Origin of the sequence: Bradyrhizobium huanghuaihaiense (genome assembly GCF_025200885.1) — a bacterium.
GTDB classification, from domain to species: domain Bacteria; phylum Pseudomonadota; class Alphaproteobacteria; order Rhizobiales; family Xanthobacteraceae; genus Bradyrhizobium; species Bradyrhizobium huanghuaihaiense.
This window is the reverse complement of sequence record NZ_CP104172.1, coordinates 6196528-6214711: the sequence shown is the minus strand read 5'-3', so window position 1 is coordinate 6214711 and position 18184 is coordinate 6196528. Positions and strand designations below refer to the sequence as shown.

17 protein-coding genes and 1 riboswitch are annotated in these 18184 nt (G+C 67.0%); of the genes, 8 read left to right on the top strand and 9 right to left on the bottom strand.

What is annotated here, in order from left to right; translation table 11 throughout:
- Positions 1 to 37: 37 nt before the first annotated feature.
- The 3 genes from N2603_RS29450 to cobT are packed head-to-tail and all read left to right on the top strand — an operon-like array spanning position 38 to position 2567.
- Positions 38 to 715 (top strand): energy-coupling factor ABC transporter permease, encoded by a 678-nt coding sequence (locus N2603_RS29450; protein ID WP_260384885.1) that lies wholly within the window; start codon positions 38 to 40, stop codon positions 713 to 715.
- A 39-nt stretch (positions 716 to 754) separates the two neighbouring features.
- A complete protein-coding gene (gene cobF / locus N2603_RS29445; protein ID WP_260384884.1) occupies positions 755 to 1504 on the top strand; it encodes a precorrin-6A synthase (deacetylating) in 750 nt (249 codons plus the stop codon).
- Between the two features lie 10 nt (positions 1505 to 1514).
- The gene (cobT, locus tag N2603_RS29440; protein WP_260384883.1) at positions 1515 to 2567 is read left to right on the top strand and encodes a nicotinate-nucleotide--dimethylbenzimidazole phosphoribosyltransferase; all 1053 of its coding nucleotides are present in this window, start codon (positions 1515 to 1517) and stop codon (positions 2565 to 2567) included.
- Here cobT and N2603_RS29435 read toward each other — a convergent pair.
- Positions 2560 to 3132 carry a histidine phosphatase family protein gene (locus tag N2603_RS29435; protein WP_260384882.1) on the bottom strand — a complete coding sequence of 191 codons (573 nt, stop codon included), beginning with the start codon at positions 3130 to 3132 and terminating at the stop codon, positions 2560 to 2562. The genes cobT and N2603_RS29435 overlap by 8 nt on opposite strands.
- Before the next feature lie 72 nt (positions 3133 to 3204).
- A riboswitch (cobalamin riboswitch) is annotated at positions 3205 to 3406 on the top strand.
- Positions 3407 to 3521: 115 nt separating this feature from the next.
- Between N2603_RS29435 and N2603_RS29430 the strand changes: the two genes are divergently transcribed.
- Together N2603_RS29430 and N2603_RS29425 are read left to right on the top strand one after the other, a co-directional pair.
- Positions 3522 to 5870 (top strand): TonB-dependent receptor, encoded by a 2349-nt coding sequence (locus tag N2603_RS29430; protein ID WP_260384881.1) that lies wholly within the window; start codon positions 3522 to 3524, stop codon positions 5868 to 5870.
- 12 nt (positions 5871 to 5882) lie between these two features.
- A complete protein-coding gene (locus N2603_RS29425) occupies positions 5883 to 7304 on the top strand; it encodes a PepSY domain-containing protein (RefSeq protein ID WP_260384880.1) in 1422 nt (473 codons plus the stop codon).
- Between the two features lie 154 nt (positions 7305 to 7458).
- On the opposite strand, the gene N2603_RS29420 is transcribed toward N2603_RS29425, so the two are convergent.
- Both N2603_RS29420 and N2603_RS29415 read right to left on the bottom strand, forming a co-directional pair.
- Entirely contained in the window at positions 7459 to 8826 is a 1368-nt protein-coding gene (locus N2603_RS29420) for an amidase (protein ID WP_260384879.1), read from the bottom strand.
- The gene (locus N2603_RS29415) at positions 8807 to 10003 is read right to left on the bottom strand and encodes an MFS transporter (RefSeq protein WP_260384878.1); all 1197 of its coding nucleotides are present in this window, start codon (positions 10001 to 10003) and stop codon (positions 8807 to 8809) included. The genes N2603_RS29420 and N2603_RS29415 overlap by 20 nt, the downstream gene beginning before the upstream one ends.
- A 26-nt stretch (positions 10004 to 10029) precedes the next feature.
- Between N2603_RS29415 and N2603_RS29410 the strand changes: the two genes are divergently transcribed.
- Positions 10030 to 10365, top strand: a complete 336-nt coding sequence (locus N2603_RS29410; protein ID WP_026312749.1) for a hydroxyisourate hydrolase — start codon at positions 10030 to 10032, stop codon at positions 10363 to 10365.
- Here the strand turns inward: N2603_RS29410 and N2603_RS29405 are convergent, their stop codons facing one another.
- The 6 genes from N2603_RS29405 to N2603_RS29380 form a co-directional block, all read right to left on the bottom strand.
- On the bottom strand, positions 10366 to 11181 hold the full coding sequence (locus N2603_RS29405) for an ABC transporter permease (protein ID WP_260384877.1): 816 nt from the start codon (positions 11179 to 11181) through the stop codon (positions 10366 to 10368).
- Entirely contained in the window at positions 11181 to 12044 is an 864-nt protein-coding gene (locus N2603_RS29400) for an ABC transporter permease (RefSeq protein ID WP_260384876.1), read from the bottom strand. The genes N2603_RS29405 and N2603_RS29400 overlap by 1 nt, the downstream gene beginning before the upstream one ends.
- A gap of 19 nt (positions 12045 to 12063) precedes the next feature.
- On the bottom strand, positions 12064 to 13110 hold the full coding sequence (locus N2603_RS29395; protein ID WP_018647610.1) for an ABC transporter substrate-binding protein: 1047 nt from the start codon (positions 13108 to 13110) through the stop codon (positions 12064 to 12066).
- Positions 13111 to 13140: 30 nt separating this feature from the next.
- Entirely contained in the window at positions 13141 to 14235 is a 1095-nt protein-coding gene (locus tag N2603_RS29390) for an ABC transporter ATP-binding protein (protein ID WP_260384875.1), read from the bottom strand.
- A 112-nt stretch (positions 14236 to 14347) separates the two neighbouring features.
- Complete coding sequence (locus N2603_RS29385) at positions 14348 to 15097, bottom strand: aspartate/glutamate racemase family protein (protein ID WP_260384874.1); 750 nt, start codon at positions 15095 to 15097, stop codon at positions 14348 to 14350.
- Between the two features lie 2 nt (positions 15098 to 15099).
- Positions 15100 to 15810 carry a GntR family transcriptional regulator gene (locus N2603_RS29380; protein WP_260384873.1) on the bottom strand — a complete coding sequence of 237 codons (711 nt, stop codon included), beginning with the start codon at positions 15808 to 15810 and terminating at the stop codon, positions 15100 to 15102.
- A 231-nt stretch (positions 15811 to 16041) separates the two neighbouring features.
- On the opposite strand from N2603_RS29380, the gene N2603_RS29375 reads away from it, so the two are divergent.
- Positions 16042 to 16755, top strand: a complete 714-nt coding sequence (locus tag N2603_RS29375) for a maleate cis-trans isomerase family protein (protein ID WP_260424290.1) — start codon at positions 16042 to 16044, stop codon at positions 16753 to 16755.
- A complete protein-coding gene (hydA, locus tag N2603_RS29370) occupies positions 16716 to 18176 on the top strand; it encodes a dihydropyrimidinase (RefSeq protein WP_260384872.1) in 1461 nt (486 codons plus the stop codon). Before N2603_RS29375 ends, hydA begins: the two co-directional genes overlap by 40 nt.
- The last annotated feature ends 8 nt before the right edge of the window (positions 18177 to 18184 follow it).

Below are 18184 nucleotides of genomic sequence, written 5' to 3'. Positions count from 1 at the left end.
AAGGCCGTCGGGTGTGACGGCAGGAAGGAACTGAGCCATGCATATCGAACCCGGCGTCGTGACGGGCGCCAAGCTCGTGTTGAGTTACGCAACCGGCATCGCCGCAGGCGGCGTTGCCTTGAAGCTCGCGGCCGAGACCGTGCGCGAGCAGGGCATCACGTCGTTCGCGGCGCGAACGCTGGCGACCACCGGCCTCGTCTTCACTTTCTTCGAGATCCTGCCGCACTTCCCGGTCGGCGTGTCCGAGGTGCACTTCATTCTCGGCTCGACCCTGTTCCTGCTGTTTGGCGCTGCGCCCGCAGCTTTCGGCCTCGCATTGGGCCTGCTGCTTCAAGGCGTGCTCTTCGAGCCGGCAGACCTGCCGCAATACGGCATGAACGTCACCACGCTGCTGGTGCCGCTGTTCGCGATCCAGGCGATCGCCACGCGGATCATTTCGCGCAACACCGCCTATGTCGACCTCAGGTATCGCCAGGCGCTGGCGCTCTCGACCACCTATCAGGCCGGCGTGATCGCCTGGGTGGCGTTCTGGGCGCTCTACGGCTCCGGCTTCGCCATGAGCAACCTCGCCAACATCGCGACCTTCGCGGCCTCCTACGCGCTCGTCATCGTGATCGAGCCGCTGGCCGATCTCGCTGTGCTGGCGCTGGCGAAGTCGTTGCGCGGTGTCACCGCACCCGGCCTCGTCACTCCGCGCCTGCACAACGCGGCTTAAGAGACAAGGGGCGGCCGTCATGGCCGCCCCGTACGCCCGATGCTCACGCTCTCCCTGATAGGCATCGGTTGCGGCGATCCCGAGCAGCTCACGCGCGCCGCGACCCGCGCCATCAACGCGGCCGATCTCGTCCTGATTCCGCGCAAGGGAAGCGCCAAGTCCGATCTCGCCGATCTCAGGCGCACGATCTGCACGGACGTGCTGACCAACGACAAGACACGCATCGCCGAGTTCGACCTGCCGGTGCGCGACGCCACCGAGGCCGACTACCGCAGGGGTGTGGACGATTGGCACGATGCCGTCGCCGCCGCATGGTCGCAGACCATCGCGAGCCATCTTGGCGACGAAGGCAAGGTCGCGCTGCTGATCTGGGGCGATCCCTCGCTCTACGATTCTTCGCTGCGCATTGCACGGCGGCTCAATCCCTTGCCGATGATAGAAGTCGTGCCCGGCATCACCTCGATCCAGGCGCTGTGCGCGGCGCATGCGCTGCCGCTCAACGACATCGGCGAGCCTTTTCTCGTCACGACTGGCCGTCGCTTGCGCGAGGGCGGCTGGCCGCAGGGCGTCGACACGGTGGTCGTGATGCTCGACGGCGGCACCGCATTCCATTCGCTCGATCCGGCAGGCCTGCATATCTGGTGGGGCGCCTATCTCGGCATGCCCGACCAGATCATCATGTCCGGCGCGCTCACTGAGGTCGGCCCGCGCATCGTCGCCCTGCGGCAGGAGGCACGCGAGCGGCATGGCTGGATCATGGACAGCTACATTCTCAAGCGCAGGCCGTAAGCGAGGCAGCATGCTCCCCGACTGGGTCACCCAGGAATGCCCCGAGATCTCCGCCGCCCATCGCGACGCGGCGATCGCGCGTCAGGCGCAACTGACAAAACCGACCGGCGCACTCGGCCGGCTCGAGCAGCTCGCAATCGAGCTTGCCGGCCTGCAAGCGACGGAGCAACCGCGTGCCGGGCGGGTGCCCATCATCATCTTCGCCGGCGATCACGGCATCGTCGCGCAGGGCGTGTCGGCCTATCCGCAAGGAGTCACCATCGCGATGATGGCGAATTTTGCCTCCGGTGGCGCCGCGATCTCGGTGCTGGCGCGCGAGCTGGGCTCAAACCTGGAAGTCGTCGACGCCGGCACGCTGGCGCAGGAGGCGATGCCTGATATCATCACCGACAAGCCGCGCAATGGCACTCGCGATTTCAGCGTCGAGGCTGCGCTCACGCCCGCGGAATTGGCCTTCGCCTTCGAAGCCGGCCAGCGCGCGGTGGCGCGTGCCGAGGCCAGCCGGCCCGACCTCCTGATCTTCGGCGAGATGGGCATCGGCAACACCACGACCTCCGCGGCGATCGCCGCGAGCCTGCTCGGCATCAGCGCCGAGGAGATCGCGGGCAGCGGCACCGGCGTCGATGCGGCCGGTCGCGCGCACAAGGCGCGCGTGATCGATGCGGCGATCGCGCGTCATGGCGTTGCGGGCGCGCCGCCCGACAAGATCCTGTGTGCCGTCGGCGGTCTCGAGATCGCCGCGATCGCGGGCGCCATCATTGCGGCTGCGCAGCGCCGCATCCCCGTGTTGATCGACGGCTTCATCGTGTCGGTCGCGGCGCTGGCGGCCGTGCGGCTCAACCCGTCGTGCCAGCCCTTCCTGCTGCCCTCGCATCAATCGGCGGAGCAGGGACATCGGCTGGTGCTGCGTGCATTGAACGTGCAGCCGCTAATCAGCCTCGATCTCAGGCTCGGGGAGGGATCGGGCGCCGCCATTGCGCTGCCGCTGGTGCGCTTCGCCTGTGCGCTTCACAACGGCATGGCGACCTTTGCGCAGGCCAATGTGCCTGACAGGCCTAGCTGACCCGCTGATTGACGGAGATCACCCGCCAGCCGGTGGCGAGCCGGTCGATCCGGGTTAGCGACAGCGGATCGATCACGAAGCGCAGTGCCGCTTCCGGTGCGAGATCGAGCGCGATGCACAGCGCGGCGCGGATCGTGCCGGAATGGACGACGAGCGTTGCTGATCCGGCGCCGATCCGCGACAGTCCCAGCCGGACGCGCGCGACCTGATCCTCGAAGCTTTCGCCGCCCGGTGGTCTCAGGTGCGCCGGATCGCTCCAGAATTGCGCGTAGGCCTCGCCGCCGCTCGCTGCGAGCTCGTCATGTCGCCGGCCGGTCCAGTCGCCGAAATCCTGCTCGCCGAACTCGCGCACCGGATCCGGTTCGAGCCCCAGCGCGCGCGCTGTCTCGATCGTGCGTCGCGCAGGGCTCGCATAGCTCGCAGCTTCCCGCGGCAGGCGCGACCGCAGCGCTTCCAGCTGCGCACGGTCGGTCAGGTCCGCGGGTGCATCGGCGGCATGGATCGTCCCTTTGACGCCGTCGACGGGCGCATGTCGGATCAGCCAGAGGAAGGTCGCGCCTTCCATACTTATCTCCACGGAAGTTGGTCGCTGTGGCAATAACGCCGCAACTGGTACATTGACTCTGTCTTGCTGGTAATCCTAGATGCTCGCGACGGTTTCCCCGAGAGGGGATGAAAAGGGAATGCGGTGCGGGGACGTTGTCCCCAATGCCGTGGCTGCCCCCGCAACTGTGAGCGGATAATCCTTCGTCAGAAGCCACTGGGTCCTCGGTCCCGGGAAGGCGACGAAGCGGTCGTGACCCGCGAGCCAGGAGACCTGCCGTCAGCCGTGGTCACACGCGAAGATGTCGGTCGGGGAGTACAGACATTCGGCTTCATCGGAGGGCTGACAAGCCCAGGGTGAGACCTCGTTCGCTGTGACGTGCCACTGACGTCATACCGAGGTCCAAGACCGTGTTTTCCATCCGTATCGTACGACCGCGCAGCGTCCTGCTCGCCTCCGCCGCGTTCACATCCTTAGCCGCTCTCGATCCGCCCGCCGCGCTGGCGCAGCAGGCCCGCGACCCGCTTCCGCCCGTGGAGGTGTCGCCACCGCAATCCCGCAAGCCGGCCAAGCCGGCCGCCCGGGACGCCCAGAGCACGCGCCGCGCGGCAGCGCGCCGGCCGGCGACCGCATCCGCAGTGCCCAAGCCCGCCGTGCCGGCTGTGACGGCGCAGACGCCGCTTAACACCAATGTGGTCGCCGAAAGCGCCTCGCGGCTCGGACTGACCGTGCGCGAGATACCGGCGACCGTCGAAGTGATCTCGGCCGAGACCATGCGCGAGCAGGGCTACCGCACCGTCTCCGAGGTGGCGCAGGGCGCGGTCGGCGTCACCTCCGGCGACGCGCCGGGGGAGCCGGCGGGCTTCTCGATGCGCGGCTTCACCAACAGCCAGATCAACACGCTCTACAACGGCATCAAGATCGGCCCGCAGAACATGACCTCGCGGATCATGGACACGGCCAACCTGGAGGCCGTGGAATTCCTGAAGGGCCCGGCCTCGCTGATCTCGGGCGAGGGCGCCGCCGGCGGCGCGATCAACCTCGTCACCAAGCAGCCGCACACCGGCGCGATCCGCAACGAGGCGGACTTCTCGTACGACTCCCTGAACTCGTTCCGCGCGCATTACGGCTCGGGCGGCAGCACCAACGTTCAGGGCCTCGATTACCGCTTCGACATCAGCCGCTCCTCGCTGAACGGTTTTGTCGACGACACCAACACCAAGACGCTCGATGTCTCGGGCCAGCTGAACTACCGCATCTCCGACAGCCTCAAGGTCTGGGGCGCGGTCGAATATCGCGAGGACCGCGGAAAGGCCTATTGGGGCGCGCCGCTGGTGCCGGTCGCCTTCAGCGGTTCGCATGCGACGGCCGGGATTGTCTCGGGCACCTACTTCAACAGGACCGACCTCGGGGCCGTCACGATCGACGACCGCACCTTCAACACCAATTACAATGTCCTCGACAACCGAAACGTGGCGCAGGAGGTGTGGCTGCGCGGCGGCTTCGAGCTGAAGCTGGCGCCCGACCTGACGCTGAAGAGCCAGGCCTATGGTTACGGTGCTGAGCGCTCGTGGTTCAACAACGAGATCGAGGCGTTCGATTCCACGAACAACCAAGTGTATCGTGAGCGCTTCTATGTCGCGCACAGCCAGCGCCTGGTTGGCAATATCACCGACCTGATCTGGGACGCCAATATCGCGGGCTTCGACAATCGCCTGGTCACGACGCTGTCGTCGAGCTATCTCGATTTCGTCAGACCGGGCGCGGCGAATTTTCCGTCTGATTATGTCCCGCTGGTCGATCCGCCGCGCGGCTATTACGGCTCGCTCGAGATCCAGCGGCAGACCGCACGGATCGACAACGAGGCGCTGTCGTTTGAGGACCGGCTGAAGCTGACGCGGACCTTTGCGCTGGTCGGTGGCCTCCGCGTCGAGCATATCGGGCTCGATCGCAATTGGACCGACAAGACCGGGCTGGAGAAGGCGGGTTTTCCGTACACCACGGACTGGGCGCCGGTGACGGGACGCATCGGCTACACCTGGGAGGCCGTGCCCGGCCTGACCTTCTTCAGCCAGTACGCGACCGGTGCCGACGTGTCCGCCAACAACATCTTCCTGCTGTTGCCGACCCAGCCGCTCGACCTGACGACGTCGCGCACCTACGAGACCGGCGTCAAGCATCTGTTCTGGGACAACCGGGCGGAGTGGTCGTTCTCGGCCTATGACATCCAGCGCAAGAACGTCTATGCGGCGGCCGGCGGGCAGGCGCTCAATATCGCCGGGCGGCAGGAATCGAAGGGCGTCGAGCTCGCCGCCGCGGTGCGGCCGATCGAGCCTTTGCGGCTGTGGGGCAACATCGCCTATGTCGATGCGCGCTATGCCGACTACAATTTCGCCGGCGGCTCGTTCTCGGGCAACACGCCGCCGAACGTGCCGCGCATCGTCGCCAATGTCGGCGCGTCGTACCGGTTCTTCACGCCTTGGCCGGTGGAGCTCGGCATCGTCGGCCGGCACGTCGGCGATCGCTACACCACCGACGCCAACACAGTGACGATGAACGCCTATACTGTCGGCGACGTCTACGCCTTCGTCGACATCCCGAAGACTGTCTTCAATGCCGTCGACCAGGCCCGCCTGACCTTCCGCGTGCGCAACTTCACCGACAAGCGCTACGCGATCTGGGGCGATCCGTTCTATCCCGACCAGATCCTCCTGGGCGCGCCGCGCACCTACGAGATCTCGGCGGCGTTCAAATGGTAGGGCGCTGAACCCATGATGGGCGCGATCGTCCTGCTGCATCGCTGGCTCGGGATCGCGTTCTGCCTGCTGTTCGCGATGTGGTTCGCGAGCGGAATCGTGATGCATTTCGTTCCGTTTCCGTCGCTGGCGGAAGCGGAGCGGGTTGCCGGCCTCGCGCCGGTGGGGCGCGCGCAGGCGACCTTGACGGTTGCCGATGCGGTGACTGCGAGCGGGATCGCCGATGCTGCGCGTGTTCGCTTGATCCAAAGAACCGACGGGCCGGTCTACATCGTGTCGGGGCCCTCGCGCCTGCGCGCGGTTCGTGCTGCTGACGGGCAGGATGCCTCAGTGCGATCGCCCGATGTCGCGCTCGCCATCGCAATGGTTCATGCGCGTCAGCGCGGGCTCGATGCCGCGCATGCGGCGGTCGTGGCATACGCTGACTACGATCAATGGAGCGTACCGAACGGCTTTGATCGTCACCGACCCTTGTTTCGCGTGGCCCTCGGCGACGCGGCCGGAACGGAGGTCTACGTCTCGTCGCGCACCGGCGAGGTCGTGCTGGATACGACGCGACGCGAGCGCGGCTGGAATCTCGCCGGCAGTGTGCTGCACTGGATCTATCCGACGGTCCTCAGGAGCAACTGGGCGCTGTGGGATCGCGTGGTCTGGACGCTGTCGCTGCTGGCGCTGATTGCAGCCCTGCTGGGTGCGGTGCTCGGGATCGTGCGGGTCAAGATGCAGGGACGCCATCTCTCGTCGCCGTATCGCGGCTGGCACGCCCTGCATCATGTCATCGGCCTCGTGGCGACCGTCTTCGTGCTGACCTGGATCTTCAGCGGATGGCTCTCCATGGATCACGGCCGGCTGTTTTCGCGCGGGCAACTGACCTCGGCCGAAACGGGTGTGGTGCACGCCGCGCCGGATTGGGGAACGGCCCCGCCACTCGACAAGAATCCTATCTCGTCCCTGGCTCACGAAGTCGAATGGTTCGCTTTCGACGGCAAGCTCTATCGACGCGAACAGACAGGTCTCGACACGCAGGTTGTGGTGCGGCCGGACGGTGCGGAGTCGCCGGGCCTCAGCGCACAGGAGATCGCGAGCATGATGACGCGGCTTGCGACGGGCTGCGGTGCGCCCTCCATCCTCGCTGATAACGACGATTATCCCGCACAGTCCGCTGTTCCCGGTGCGCCCGTCTACCGCTCTCGCTGCGGTGGCCTCTGGTTCGACATCGACGGCGCCGACGGCCGTGTGCTGCAAAGGCTGGATGCGTCGCGGCGGGCCTATCGCTGGGCCTATGGCGCGCTCCACACGCTCGATTTCCCAATCCTCAACGCGCATCCGCGCTTTCGCGATGTGCTGATCGTCGGCCTTTGCGCGCTCGGGCTGATGTTCTCGATCACCGGAATTGTCATCGGCTGGCGGCGGTTGCGTCGGTCTTTCGCCAGTTAGGGAGCCCGATCAAACAAAAAAGTGCGAAAACAACCCCATGCACAGTAGCCGGGGATAATGGAATCAACGGCTTACGCAGGCATCGCCGCGATTTGACCCGTCGGGCAAAACAGGGATATATTGCTATTATTCCGAAATAGCCGCGTTGCCAAAGCTACGCTTGCAACCGCGCCTCGATCTGTCGCGCGGCGCGCAGCAGGGTCCGATCCTGGCCGCGACGGGCGATGATCTGGAGGCCGAAGGGAAGGCCGTTCGCGTCGGCCCCGCAGGGAAGCGAGATCGCCGGCAGGCGGGCATGATTGACGAACGGCGTGAACACGGCATGCGCGCGCGGGCTCGCCGCGCGGCCGCCGATCGTGCCGGGTCCCGCTTGCGTGAACGGCCAGGCGACACAGGGGACGGTCGGCGTGAGCAGCAGGTCGACCTCGGTGAAGAAGGCCGCGAAGGCATGGGCGATCGCGGCGCTCGCGATCAGCGCGCCTGCAACGTCGGTGCCCGACCACGACAGCCCTCGCTCGATCTGCCTGGCGATGTCAGGGTCGAAGACGGTCGGATCCTTGCGGAAAGCGTCGCCATAGAGCGCGGCAAGGCCGGCATGCTGGAGCGGCATGATGGCTTCTTCCGTTGCACCGGTCGGCCAGACGGGATCGCGTAGCATGATGCTGAGGCCGGCGGCGGAGAGACGCGCGATGACGGAAACGAGCCCGTTGGCGACGACGTCGTCGACCGCGACGTCGAGCCCGAGCCGCGGCGAGAAGGCGATGCGCAAGTCCACGATGTCCTCGGCTTCCTGCGCGATGACGGCTGCATCCGGATCGCGCGGATCGGTGCCGGCCATGATCTCGAAGGCCAGCGCGATGTCGGCGACATCGGCGGCGATCGGTGCGATCACGGAGAGGCCGAAGAACGGTTCGGCGAAGCCGGGCCCATAGGGGATCGCACCATAGGACGGCTTGAAGCCGGCGACGCCGACATGGGCCGGCGGCCTGCGGCTCGAGCCGCCCGCATCGGTGCCGATCGCGAGCGGCACGAGGCCGGCCGCAACCGCGGCGGCCGGGCCGCCGGATGAGCCACCGGGTGTCAGCGCGGGATCGAGTGGATGGCGTGTCGGTCCGAACAACTGAGAGGTGGTGACGCCCTTGCTGGCGAACTCGGACGTCGCGCCGATGCCGACGATAACAGCTCCGGCGTTGCGCAGGCGCTCGACCGCAATCGCGTCGCGCGGCGCGATGAAATCGGCAAACAGGCGCGAGCCCTGCGTCACGCGCCAGCCGCCGACCCAGATGTTGTCCTTGACGATGACGGGGACACCGGCGAGCGGCATGGTCTCGCCGGCGCGCAGGCGAGCATCGACCGCGGCGGCATCGGCGAGCGTGCGGGCGGGATCGGTCGTGACGACCGCGTTCAAGGCCCTGGCTGCCTCGATCCGCGCGAGCGCGGCCTTTGCGGTCTCGACGGCGCTGGTCCGTCCGGCCGCGGCATCGGCCGCGATCTCACGGGCGCTATTTGTCGGCTTTGTCATGGCCTCCCCAGATCAGCGCCACTGTGCCGCAGAGGGCGAGGCACGCCAAGGCGAAGAACGCCGCGCCAAGGCCGGCCACACCGTCCAGGATTGACACCACGGCCGGCGCGGCCAGCAGGCCGGCATAGGATGCGGTGAGCACTGCGCCGGTGGTCTCGCCGATCCGGTCCTGCGGGGCGAGGCGGGCGATCTCGGCGATGAAGACGCCGTTCCAGCCCGATGCCGTCAGGCCAAACAATGCAGCAACGATGAATTGCCCGTTGCGGCCGAGCGATGCGCCGTCGAGGCCCAGCAGCGCGGCGCAGAAGGCCATGCCAAGGCCGATGACGACGAGCACGGCGCGTGAGGCGTCGAGGCGCATGGCGACGTAGCCCCAGCCGAGCCGGCCGACGAGGCCGCCGGCTTGCGCGCAGGCGAGCGCCATGCCGGCCTCGATATGGCCAAGGCCGAGCTCGCGGGTGCCGAGCGTGACGAAGACCGTGTTGAGCGACACCTGCATCGCGCTGAACGGCATCGAGGCCAGCGCCAGCATCGCGATGCGCCGGTCCGCCGTCATCAGCGCCAGCCGCGCGCGGAGATCGAGTTTTGGGGACGGGACGAGCTTGCCGGCGTAGGCCGGCCGCAACCATTCGAACAGCGCAATCGCGAGCAGCGCGCAGAGGCCCACGGCCGCATAGCACCAAGCCGGCCCGAACGCGATGGCGATTGCGGGCAGGGCCAGCGAGCCGCAGACTGCGCCGATCTGGTTGCCGGTCTGGCGCACCGAGAAGACGAAGGCGCGCCGCTCGGCGGTGACGAGCCGCGACAGCAGCGCCGCGCTCGCGGGCGTCTCGGGCCCCATGGCGAGGCCGAGGCAAAGGCCCGCGGCCAGCAGGGCGGCGCTCGACCCGAGCGAGGCCAATGCCATGCCGACGACGATGGCCGCCGCACAGAGACTTGCGATCCGCAGCGAGCCGACCCGCGCGATGAAGCCGCCGCCCCAGAACGAGGCGGGGATGCCGATCGCGAACACCGCGCAGGAGAACATCGAGAGCTGCCAGACCTCGATATGGGCGCAAGGCGCAACCACGCCGGGCGCGAACAAGGCCAGCGCGACGAGGGCCTGAAGCGCGGTCATCGCCCCCAGGGCGGGCAACAACGCGGGTGCTGGCCGAATGGCGGTATTTCCGTCTACCATGGCGCTGCGCTCATGGGAGGAACATTGTGGCAGGCGGCATTTCCATTCACGCGGTCGATGTGGCGAGCGGGCGTCCGGCGCAGGGGCTGCGCGTCGAAATCTGGCGGATCGATCCGGACTCGCTGCGCATCGCCGACGGGCGGCTCGGTGCCAATGGCGTGCTCGATCATTCCGTTGCGCAAGGCGCAGGCGTGACGGCTGGCGAGTACGAGGTGCTGTTTCATCTCGGCGAGTTCTTTGGCGAGCGCGACGGCTTCCTGACCGTGACGCCGTTCCGCTTCCGCATCAAGAACGTTGACGAGCATTTTCATCTGCCGCTGAAATTCACGCGCTGGGGCTATTCGCTGTTTCGCGGGGCCTGATTAGTTGGTCAGCCGCCGCGACAGGCCGGTGACGCGCTCCATCACCGCGACCAGCGCGACGGTCGCGATGATCAGCACGCCCGACAGCGCGGCGATGGTGACATCGAGTTTGCCCTCCAGATCCTGCCACATCCGGATCGGCAGCATGTCGGTCGCGGCATCGCGCAGGAACAGCGACACCGGCACGTTGTCGAAGGACGACATGAAGGCGATGAAGGCGCCGGCGATGATGCCCGGCCGGATCAGCGGCAGCACGATGCGGCGGAACGTGTAGAGGCGGCTCGCGCCCAGAACGGCCGAGCTTTCGAGCAGGGTCGGCTCGAGCTGGGCCAGCGCGGCAACCGTGTTGCGCACGACATAGGGCACGCACACAACCGTGTGGCCGATCACCAGCGTCAACGGCGACACCGGCAGGCCGACCAGCGAGAACAGCATCAGGGCGGCAAGGCCAAAGGCGAGCGCGGGCAGCACCAGCGGCGACATGAAGAGGGAGTCGAGAAGCCGCGCCGACAGGGCCTGCGACCTGGAGATCGCGAGCGCCGCGGCGACGCCGAGGACGACGGACAGGCTAGTTGCCCACAACGCCACGATCAGGCTGTTCTTGGCCGCGAAATGCAGCTGCCAGGCATTCCACAGCTCGGCGTACCAGCGCAGCGAATAGCCGGGCGGCGGGAAGCGCAGCGAGAAGCCGCTGGTGAAGGAGACGATCAGAACCACGAGCGACGGCGCGATGATGATGGCAAGCGCGATCACCGCGATCACGGTCATGACGAGCTCGAAGCTGATCGCCTCAAGAGTGCGCTTGCGGCCGCTCATCATGCGCCTCCATAGCCGCGCGACATGCGGCCGAGCGTGGTGAAGACCGAGACGACTGCGAGCACGGCGAGCAGGAAGATGATCGAGATCGCGGCCGCGAACGGCCAGTTCTGCAGCGTCGAGGCCTGCTGGTAGAGATACATCGGCATGAACAGCATCTGCCCGCCGCCGATCAGCGACTGGGTGATGAAGGCGGTGATCGCGGCGGCGTAGGTCAGCGTGCAGCCGGCGATGACGCCGGGCAGCGACAGCGGCAGCACGATCCGGAAGAAGGTGCGCCAGCTGCCGGCGCCGAGCGAGCAGGAGGCATCGTCGAGATTGGGATCGATGCGGCCGAGCGCGGTGATCAGCGGCAGCGTCATCAGCGGCATCTGCACCTGCGCCAGCGCGATCACCACGCCGAACTGGGTGTAGAGCAGTTTTAGCGGCGTATCGATGATGCCGAGGGATTGCAGCGTGGCGTTGATGATGCCCTGGCGCCCCAGAATGACGATCCAGGCGAAGGTGCGGACCACGACGCTGGTCAGGAGCGGCAGCAGCACGATCAGGATGATGATGGTCTGGAGCTTCGGCCCGACCCGCTGATACAGCCAGGCGATGGGAAAGCCGAGCACGAGGCAGACGGCCGTCACCTCGGCCCCCAGCAGCAGCGTCGAGCCGAGCACGCCGAGGCTGAAGGGATCGGTCAGGAAGTGCAGGTACTGGCCGAGCCCCCAATGGAGCCCGGCCGTGTCGTTGTGCAGCGAGAGCCAGAGCAGTTGCAGCAGCGGCGCGACGAAGAAGAGCAGGAAGAACAGCGCCAGCGGCGCTGCCAGTCCCATTCCGTAGGACGTGACGTCCCGTGATGCCGGTGCTGCGCCCATGGCTTAAGCCTTCAAGGTCTTAGATCTTGATCTCCCGGTTGAAGCGCTCGATCCAGGCCGAGCGCTGCTCGTTGATCTTCTTCCAGTCCTGGAACACGAACTTCTGCTTCAGCTCGGCGGTGTCCTTAGCCAGCACGCGCGCGATCTCGCCGCCCATCGTCACCTTGGAATTGGTCGGCACGATCAGATAGGGCGGGTTCATCAGCGTGGTCTGCACCTCCGGCGTCAGCGCCGCCTCGATCAGCTTGAAGGCGAGTTCGCGGTTCGGCGAGTTCTTGACGATGTGGATCGTGGTCTTGAAGGCGATGGCGCCTTCCTTCGGCGCAACGAACTCGACCGGCACGCCGCGCGCCTTCAGGATCTGGATGGCGTTGAAATTGCCCGGCGAGATGTCGATCTGGCCCTGCTGGAACAGGGTCGCGAGCGCGCCGGGATTGGCGGCGACCGCCGCGAGATTGGGCTTGAGCTCCTCCAGCGCCTTGAAGCCGGGATCGACATTGGCCTCCGAGCCGCCGCGCATCTTGGCGATCTCGACCAGCCAGCCGGTGCCGAGCGTCGAGTTGAGGTTGGTGATGCCGACGCGGCCCTTGAACTCCGGCTTCCAGAGATCGGCCCATGAGGTCGGCGGCGTCTTGACGGCTTCCGGATTGTAGGTGAGGCCGACGACCTGGAAGAACGGGGCGGGGCCCATCGGCTCCTGTGCCTCGGCGATCAGATCTTTGTAGTATGCGCTCTTCTCGACCGGGTAGGGCTCGACCAGATCCTGGCCGATGGCGACGAGGGCTGGACCGGGATCGTGCAGCATGACGTCGATCGGCGGATTGGCCTTGGCGGCGTTGACCTTCGCGATCTGGTCGACCGAGAGCATGGGATCGAGCACCATCGCGGCATCCGCGTTGGCTTTACGGAACGCCGGCACCAGCACGGCCTTGTGCGCTTCCTCCCAGCTTCCGGTGAAGGTCGCAAACACCAGCGGGCGGGCCTGGGCGTAGCTCAGGCCGGGAAACGCCTTCATGGCCCCGAGTGTGAGCGCCGTAGTCAGCAGGCTTCTGCGGTTCATGATCATGTCGAACTCCCCTCTGGACAAAAACTGGATTCAAAGCGTTGCGGGAAAGGCGTTGGCGAGCGATGGGGCGAGCGGCGCGAGGCGCACCGCAGCGCCGTTCTCCAGCGCGCGGGTCTCGCCGATGCGCGCCTGCGAGACCTTGACGCCGGAGCCGTCGGCGGTGGTGACTTCGTGCACGACGGTGGCACCCAGCGGCAGCGACATGCCGACCACGCCGGCAAAGCCGGTCTCGTCGCCGACGAATTGCAGATGCTCGGGGCGGATGCAGACGGTGACGCGGCCGCCTTCGCTGAGCGCGCCACCCGCGGGCCGTGCGATGATCTCGGCGCCGGCATCGAGCCGCACCTTTGCCGCCGTGCGATCCGCCGAGACCACGACACCGGGCATGCGGTTGGTGGAGCCGACGAAGGTGTTGACGAACAGCGTCTGCGGGCGGTCGTAGACGTCGGACGGCGAGCCGAACTGCTCGAGCTTGCCATGGCTCAGCACGGCGACGCGGTCGGCCATCGAGAGGGCTTCTTCCTGGTCGTGGGTCACGATCAGCGTGGTGATGCCGGAGACGCGCTGCAGCCGCTTGACCTCGATCTGCATGTCCAGCCGCAAATTCTTGTCGAGCGCGGCGAAGGGCTCGTCGAGCAGCAGGATCGACGGCTTGATCGCGAGCGCGCGGGCGAGCGCAACACGTTGCTGCTGGCCGCCGGAGAGCTGCCGCGGCAGCCGCTCGGCCATAGCAGGCAGCTGCACCAGCTCCAGCAGGCGCTGCGCTTCGCGCTGGCGCGTGGCCTTGTCGATGCCGCGGGCGGCGAGGCCGTAGGCGACGTTCTCGCTGATGCTGAGATGGGGAAACAGCGCGTAGTTCTGGAACACGATGCCGACCGCGCGCTTGTTCGGCGGCAGCGCATCGACGATGTCGTCGCCGATGATGATCCGCCCCTGCGTCTGCGCGATGAAGCCGGCGATGATGCGCAAGAGCGTGGTCTTGCCGCAGCCGGACGGGCCGAGCAGGGCGATGATCTCGCCGCCCTTGATGTCGAGATTGATGTTCTCGACCGCGAGTGCGCCGCTCGGATAGCGGTGGGTGACCGCGTCGACGACGAGCGATCGGCCGCCTTGCGTTTCAGCCATGGTGTTGCCTCCCGTTGCCCCAGAGGAGAAAGCAAGTCTCGTGCCCTGGTCTGCCGCCGGCTGCTCGATCGGAAATGGATTGAACCTTTCGCATCGCCGGTCGCCTCTTTGATCAGCTGTCGCGATGCTCGAGCCGGGCGGCAAGCGCGTCGGCAAGACCGATGGTCGGTTTCGCAGCGGGCCGACGGAACGTGCCCGCCGTCGCCTTGCGCAGGCGCAGCGCATGAAGGGCTTCGGCCTGCTTCACCGACGCTATGACCTGATCGACCACGGGGACGGGGATCCGGTCCGCGACGCGCTCGGCAAGGCCGGAGAGCGGGGCGCCGGCAAAGATCAGCACATCGGCCTCGTCCTCGACGATGGCGCGCTGGGCGAGCTCGACCAGCACCTCCTCCTTCTCGGTGCCGACCTCCGAGATCGCCTGAAACGGCGTATCGAGCATGCGGATGCCGGCGCAGCGCTCCCACAACCCGTGGGCGCGGACGCATTCCTCGTACCAGGGCCCCAGCGCCTGGGCGAAGGTGACGATGGCAAAGCGGCGTCCGGCCATGCAGGCGGTCAGCATCGCCGCTTCCGCCATGCCGACCACGGGAATGTCGAAGGTCTCGCGCGCGGCGAACAGGCCGGGATCGCCGAACGCCGCGATGATCGCGGCGTCGACCTTGGTGTGCTGCTCGGCCAGCATCTCCAGCGCGATGGCGCCGCCGATCTGCGCCTCGGTGCGCGTCGCGATATAGGGCACGCCGCGGATCGCGGTGCGGGGAATCAGCTCGGTGCCTGATGCGGCCGCGCGCTGCGCGACACCCATCATGAGCTCGGTGACTGCGGCGCTGGTGTTGGGGTTGAGCAGCAGCAGCTTCATGACTATGCCGCCGTCCGCTTGGCTTCTGAGGCGGCGAGAACTTCGAGCAGCGCCGTGCCGGTGCGCGCGACATGGGCGCCGAGCAGGCGGCCGGCGGCTTCGCCGTTGCGCGCTTCAAGCGCGGCCAGGATATCGGCGTGCTCGTCGACCGAATTGCTCCAGCGCCTGTCGGCACCGAGTGCGAGATAGCGCGCGCGTTCGGCGCGGGAGATCAGCGTCTCGTGGGCTTCGCGCAGCGGCGTGTTGCGGGCCATGCGGACGATGGTGTTGTGGATCTCGCCGTTGATGGCGAAATAGTCGTCGAGCTTGCCGTTGCGGTGATGACCTTCCATCCGGGTCTGAAGCGTGCGGAGGCGGGCGAGGTCGCGCTCGGTGGCGCGCTCCGCGGCGAGCTCGGCGGCCAGCCGCTCGATGCCGGCGAGGGCCTCGAACAATTCCGAGATGCCCTCGACCGCGATATCGGCAATGCGCGGGCTGCGGTTGGGACGAAGCTCGATCAACCCTTCCGCGGCGAGCACCTTCATCGCCTCGCGCAAGGGGGTGCGCGACACGCCGAGTTCCTTCGACAGTTTTGTCTCCTGGGTCTGCGAGCCCGGCGGCAGCTCGCCGCGAATGATCATCGTCCGCATCCGCGCGGCGGCGCGCTCATGCAGGCCCATCCGCTTGAGTTTGGGCGACTTTCGTCCCGGGTTCGGTTCGGATTTCTGCGGCACGCGAGATTTCCTGCTTGCAACTCATCCTAGCCATTCCGAGCCGAAGGCGATGCCCAAATAGGCGACGTATGTGGCTTAAAACAAATGCATATCGAACAAATTGCATGCAGTATGCAAATTGCGGGTTGCGCGCAGCGCCGGGGATGCCGATGATCGTTTCGAGGGAGCGTTGATGCGCTCCGCGCCAACGGAGCGATCGTGATCGATGTAGTTTTGCGCAAGCGTCTCGGCATGATCACGCCGTCCTCCAACTCGGTGCTGGAGCCCGTCACCAGCGCCATGCTGGCGGGCGTCTCCGGCGTCACCGCACATTTCGCGCGCTTCCGCGTCACCGAGATCGCGCTCGACGCCGCTGCACTGAGCCAGTTCGACGCCTCGGTGATGCTGCCGGCCGCGGACCTGCTGGCCGATGCCAAGGCCGACGCGATCGCCTGGAACGGCACCTCCGCAAGCTGGCTCGGCATCGGCCGCGACCGAAGTCTTTGCGAGGCGATCACGGCACGCACGGGTGTGCCTGCGACGACGTCGACGCTCGCCTGCATCGATGCCGCACGGGCGCTCGGCGCCAAGCGCGTCGGCCTGGTCTCGCCCTACACCGACGACGTGCAGCGGCGGATCGGTGATGTCTGGGCCGAGGAGGGGATCGCCCCGCACGCAGAGCGGCACCTCGGTTTGCGCGACAACTTTTCCTTTGGCGAGGTGGCGCCGGCGACGATCGCGGACATGATCCGTGCCGTGGCGGCGGAAGGCGCGGACGTCATCGTCATCCTCTGCACCAATCTCGATGGTGCGGCGCTTGCGGCCACGCTGGAGCGGGAGCTGGATATCGCCGTGCTCGACTCGGTCGCGGTGACGCTGTGGCGATCCCTCGACCTCGCCGGCGGCGACATCACGGCCCTTGCGCCATGGGGCCGGATCTTCCAGACATCGGCTGTCATCAAGTGACGGAGACAACAGTGACCCAGCTCGATCTCGCCATTCGCGGCGGCACCATCGTGACGGCCAGCGACGAGTTTCGCGCCGATATCGGCATTCAGGGCGGCCGCATCGTCAGCATCGCCGAGCGTATCGAGGGCGCGGCGCGGGAGATCGATGCGACGGGGCTTCTGGCGCTGCCGGGCGGCATCGACAGCCACGTCCATATCTCGCAAGCCTCGGGCCCCGACGTGGTGATGGCCGACGATTTTGCCTCGGCGACGCGGTCGGCGGCGGCCGGCGGCAACACCATGGTGCTGCCCTTCGCGCTGCAGGAGAAGGGCACATCCCTGCGCACCTGTGTCGAGAACTACCGCAAGCTCGCCGAGGGCGAATGCTATATCGACACGGCGTTCCACCTCATCATCTCCGATCCGACCGCGGTCGTGCTCGGGCAGGAGCTGCCGGCCCTCGTCAAGGACGGCTACACCTCCTTCAAGGTGTTCATGACCTATGACGACCTCGTGCTCAGCGACAAGCAGCTGCTCGAGGTGTTCGAGGTCGCGCGCCGCGAGGAGGCGCTGGTCATGGTCCATTGCGAGGGCTACGACGCCATCCGCTTCCTCACCAGCAAGCTGGAGCGCGAAGGCCACATCGCGCCCTATTATCACGGCACCTCGCGGCCCCAGGCCGTCGAGCGCGAGGCGACGCATCGCGCCATCAGCCATGCCGAGGTGATCGGCGTTCCCATCATGATCGTGCACGTCTCGGGCCGCGAGGCGATGGAGCAGGTGCGCTGGGCCCAGCAGCGCGGATTGCCGGTGCACGCCGAGACCTGTCCGCAATACATCACGCTGACGGCCGACGACATGAAGGGCCTCAACATGGACATCACGGGCGCGAAGTATGTCTGCTCGCCGCCGCCGCGTGATGCCGAGAGCCAGCAGGCGATCTGGGAGGGCATCACGACAGGCGTGTTCCAGACCTTCTCGTCCGACCACTGCCCGTTCCGCTACGACGATCCCAAGGGCAAGCTGACCCCGAACGCCCGCACCTCGTTCCGCTGGGTGCCGAACGGCATTCCCGGTGTCGAGACCCGGCTGCCGATCCTGTTCTCCGAGGGCGTCTCGAAGGGACGCATTACGTTGCAGAAGTTCGTCGAGCTGACCGCGACCAACCACGCCCGCATCTACGGCCTCTATCCGCGCAAGGGCTCGATCGGTGTCGGCTTCGATGCCGATGTCGTGCTGTGGGACCCCAAGCTGAGGAAGAAGATCCAGCAGGCCGACCTGCACCACGGCGCGGACTACACGCCATGGGAAGGTTTTGATGTCACCGGCTGGCCCGTCACCACAATTGCCCGTGGCCGCGTCGTGTACGAGCAGGGCAGGATCGTCGGCGACAAGGGCGCCGGCGAGGTGCTGAGCCGCGGCAAGTCGAGCCTGGTGTGATCGCTCAC

Coding starts and splice junctions, on each gene's coding strand:
- N2603_RS29425 (WP_260384880.1), top strand. CDS start 5,883: ATGATGGGCGCGATCGTCCTGCTGCATCGCTGGCTCGGGATCGCGTTC.
- N2603_RS29390 (WP_260384875.1), bottom strand. CDS start 14,235: ATGGCTGAAACGCAAGGCGGCCGATCGCTCGTCGTCGACGCGGTCACC.
- N2603_RS29450 (WP_260384885.1), top strand. CDS start 38: ATGCATATCGAACCCGGCGTCGTGACGGGCGCCAAGCTCGTGTTGAGT.
- cobT (WP_260384883.1), top strand. CDS start 1,515: ATGCTCCCCGACTGGGTCACCCAGGAATGCCCCGAGATCTCCGCCGCC.
- cobF (WP_260384884.1), top strand. CDS start 755: ATGCTCACGCTCTCCCTGATAGGCATCGGTTGCGGCGATCCCGAGCAG.
- N2603_RS29400 (WP_260384876.1), bottom strand. CDS start 12,044: ATGGGCGCAGCACCGGCATCACGGGACGTCACGTCCTACGGAATGGGA.
- N2603_RS29375 (WP_260424290.1), top strand. CDS start 16,042: ATGATCACGCCGTCCTCCAACTCGGTGCTGGAGCCCGTCACCAGCGCC.
- N2603_RS29405 (WP_260384877.1), bottom strand. CDS start 11,181: ATGAGCGGCCGCAAGCGCACTCTTGAGGCGATCAGCTTCGAGCTCGTC.
- hydA (WP_260384872.1), top strand. CDS start 16,716: ATGGGGCCGGATCTTCCAGACATCGGCTGTCATCAAGTGACGGAGACA.
- N2603_RS29415 (WP_260384878.1), bottom strand. CDS start 10,003: ATGGTAGACGGAAATACCGCCATTCGGCCAGCACCCGCGTTGTTGCCC.
- N2603_RS29435 (WP_260384882.1), bottom strand. CDS start 3,132: ATGGAAGGCGCGACCTTCCTCTGGCTGATCCGACATGCGCCCGTCGAC.
- N2603_RS29395 (WP_018647610.1), bottom strand. CDS start 13,110: ATGATCATGAACCGCAGAAGCCTGCTGACTACGGCGCTCACACTCGGG.
- N2603_RS29385 (WP_260384874.1), bottom strand. CDS start 15,097: ATGAAGCTGCTGCTGCTCAACCCCAACACCAGCGCCGCAGTCACCGAG.
- N2603_RS29420 (WP_260384879.1), bottom strand. CDS start 8,826: ATGACAAAGCCGACAAATAGCGCCCGTGAGATCGCGGCCGATGCCGCG.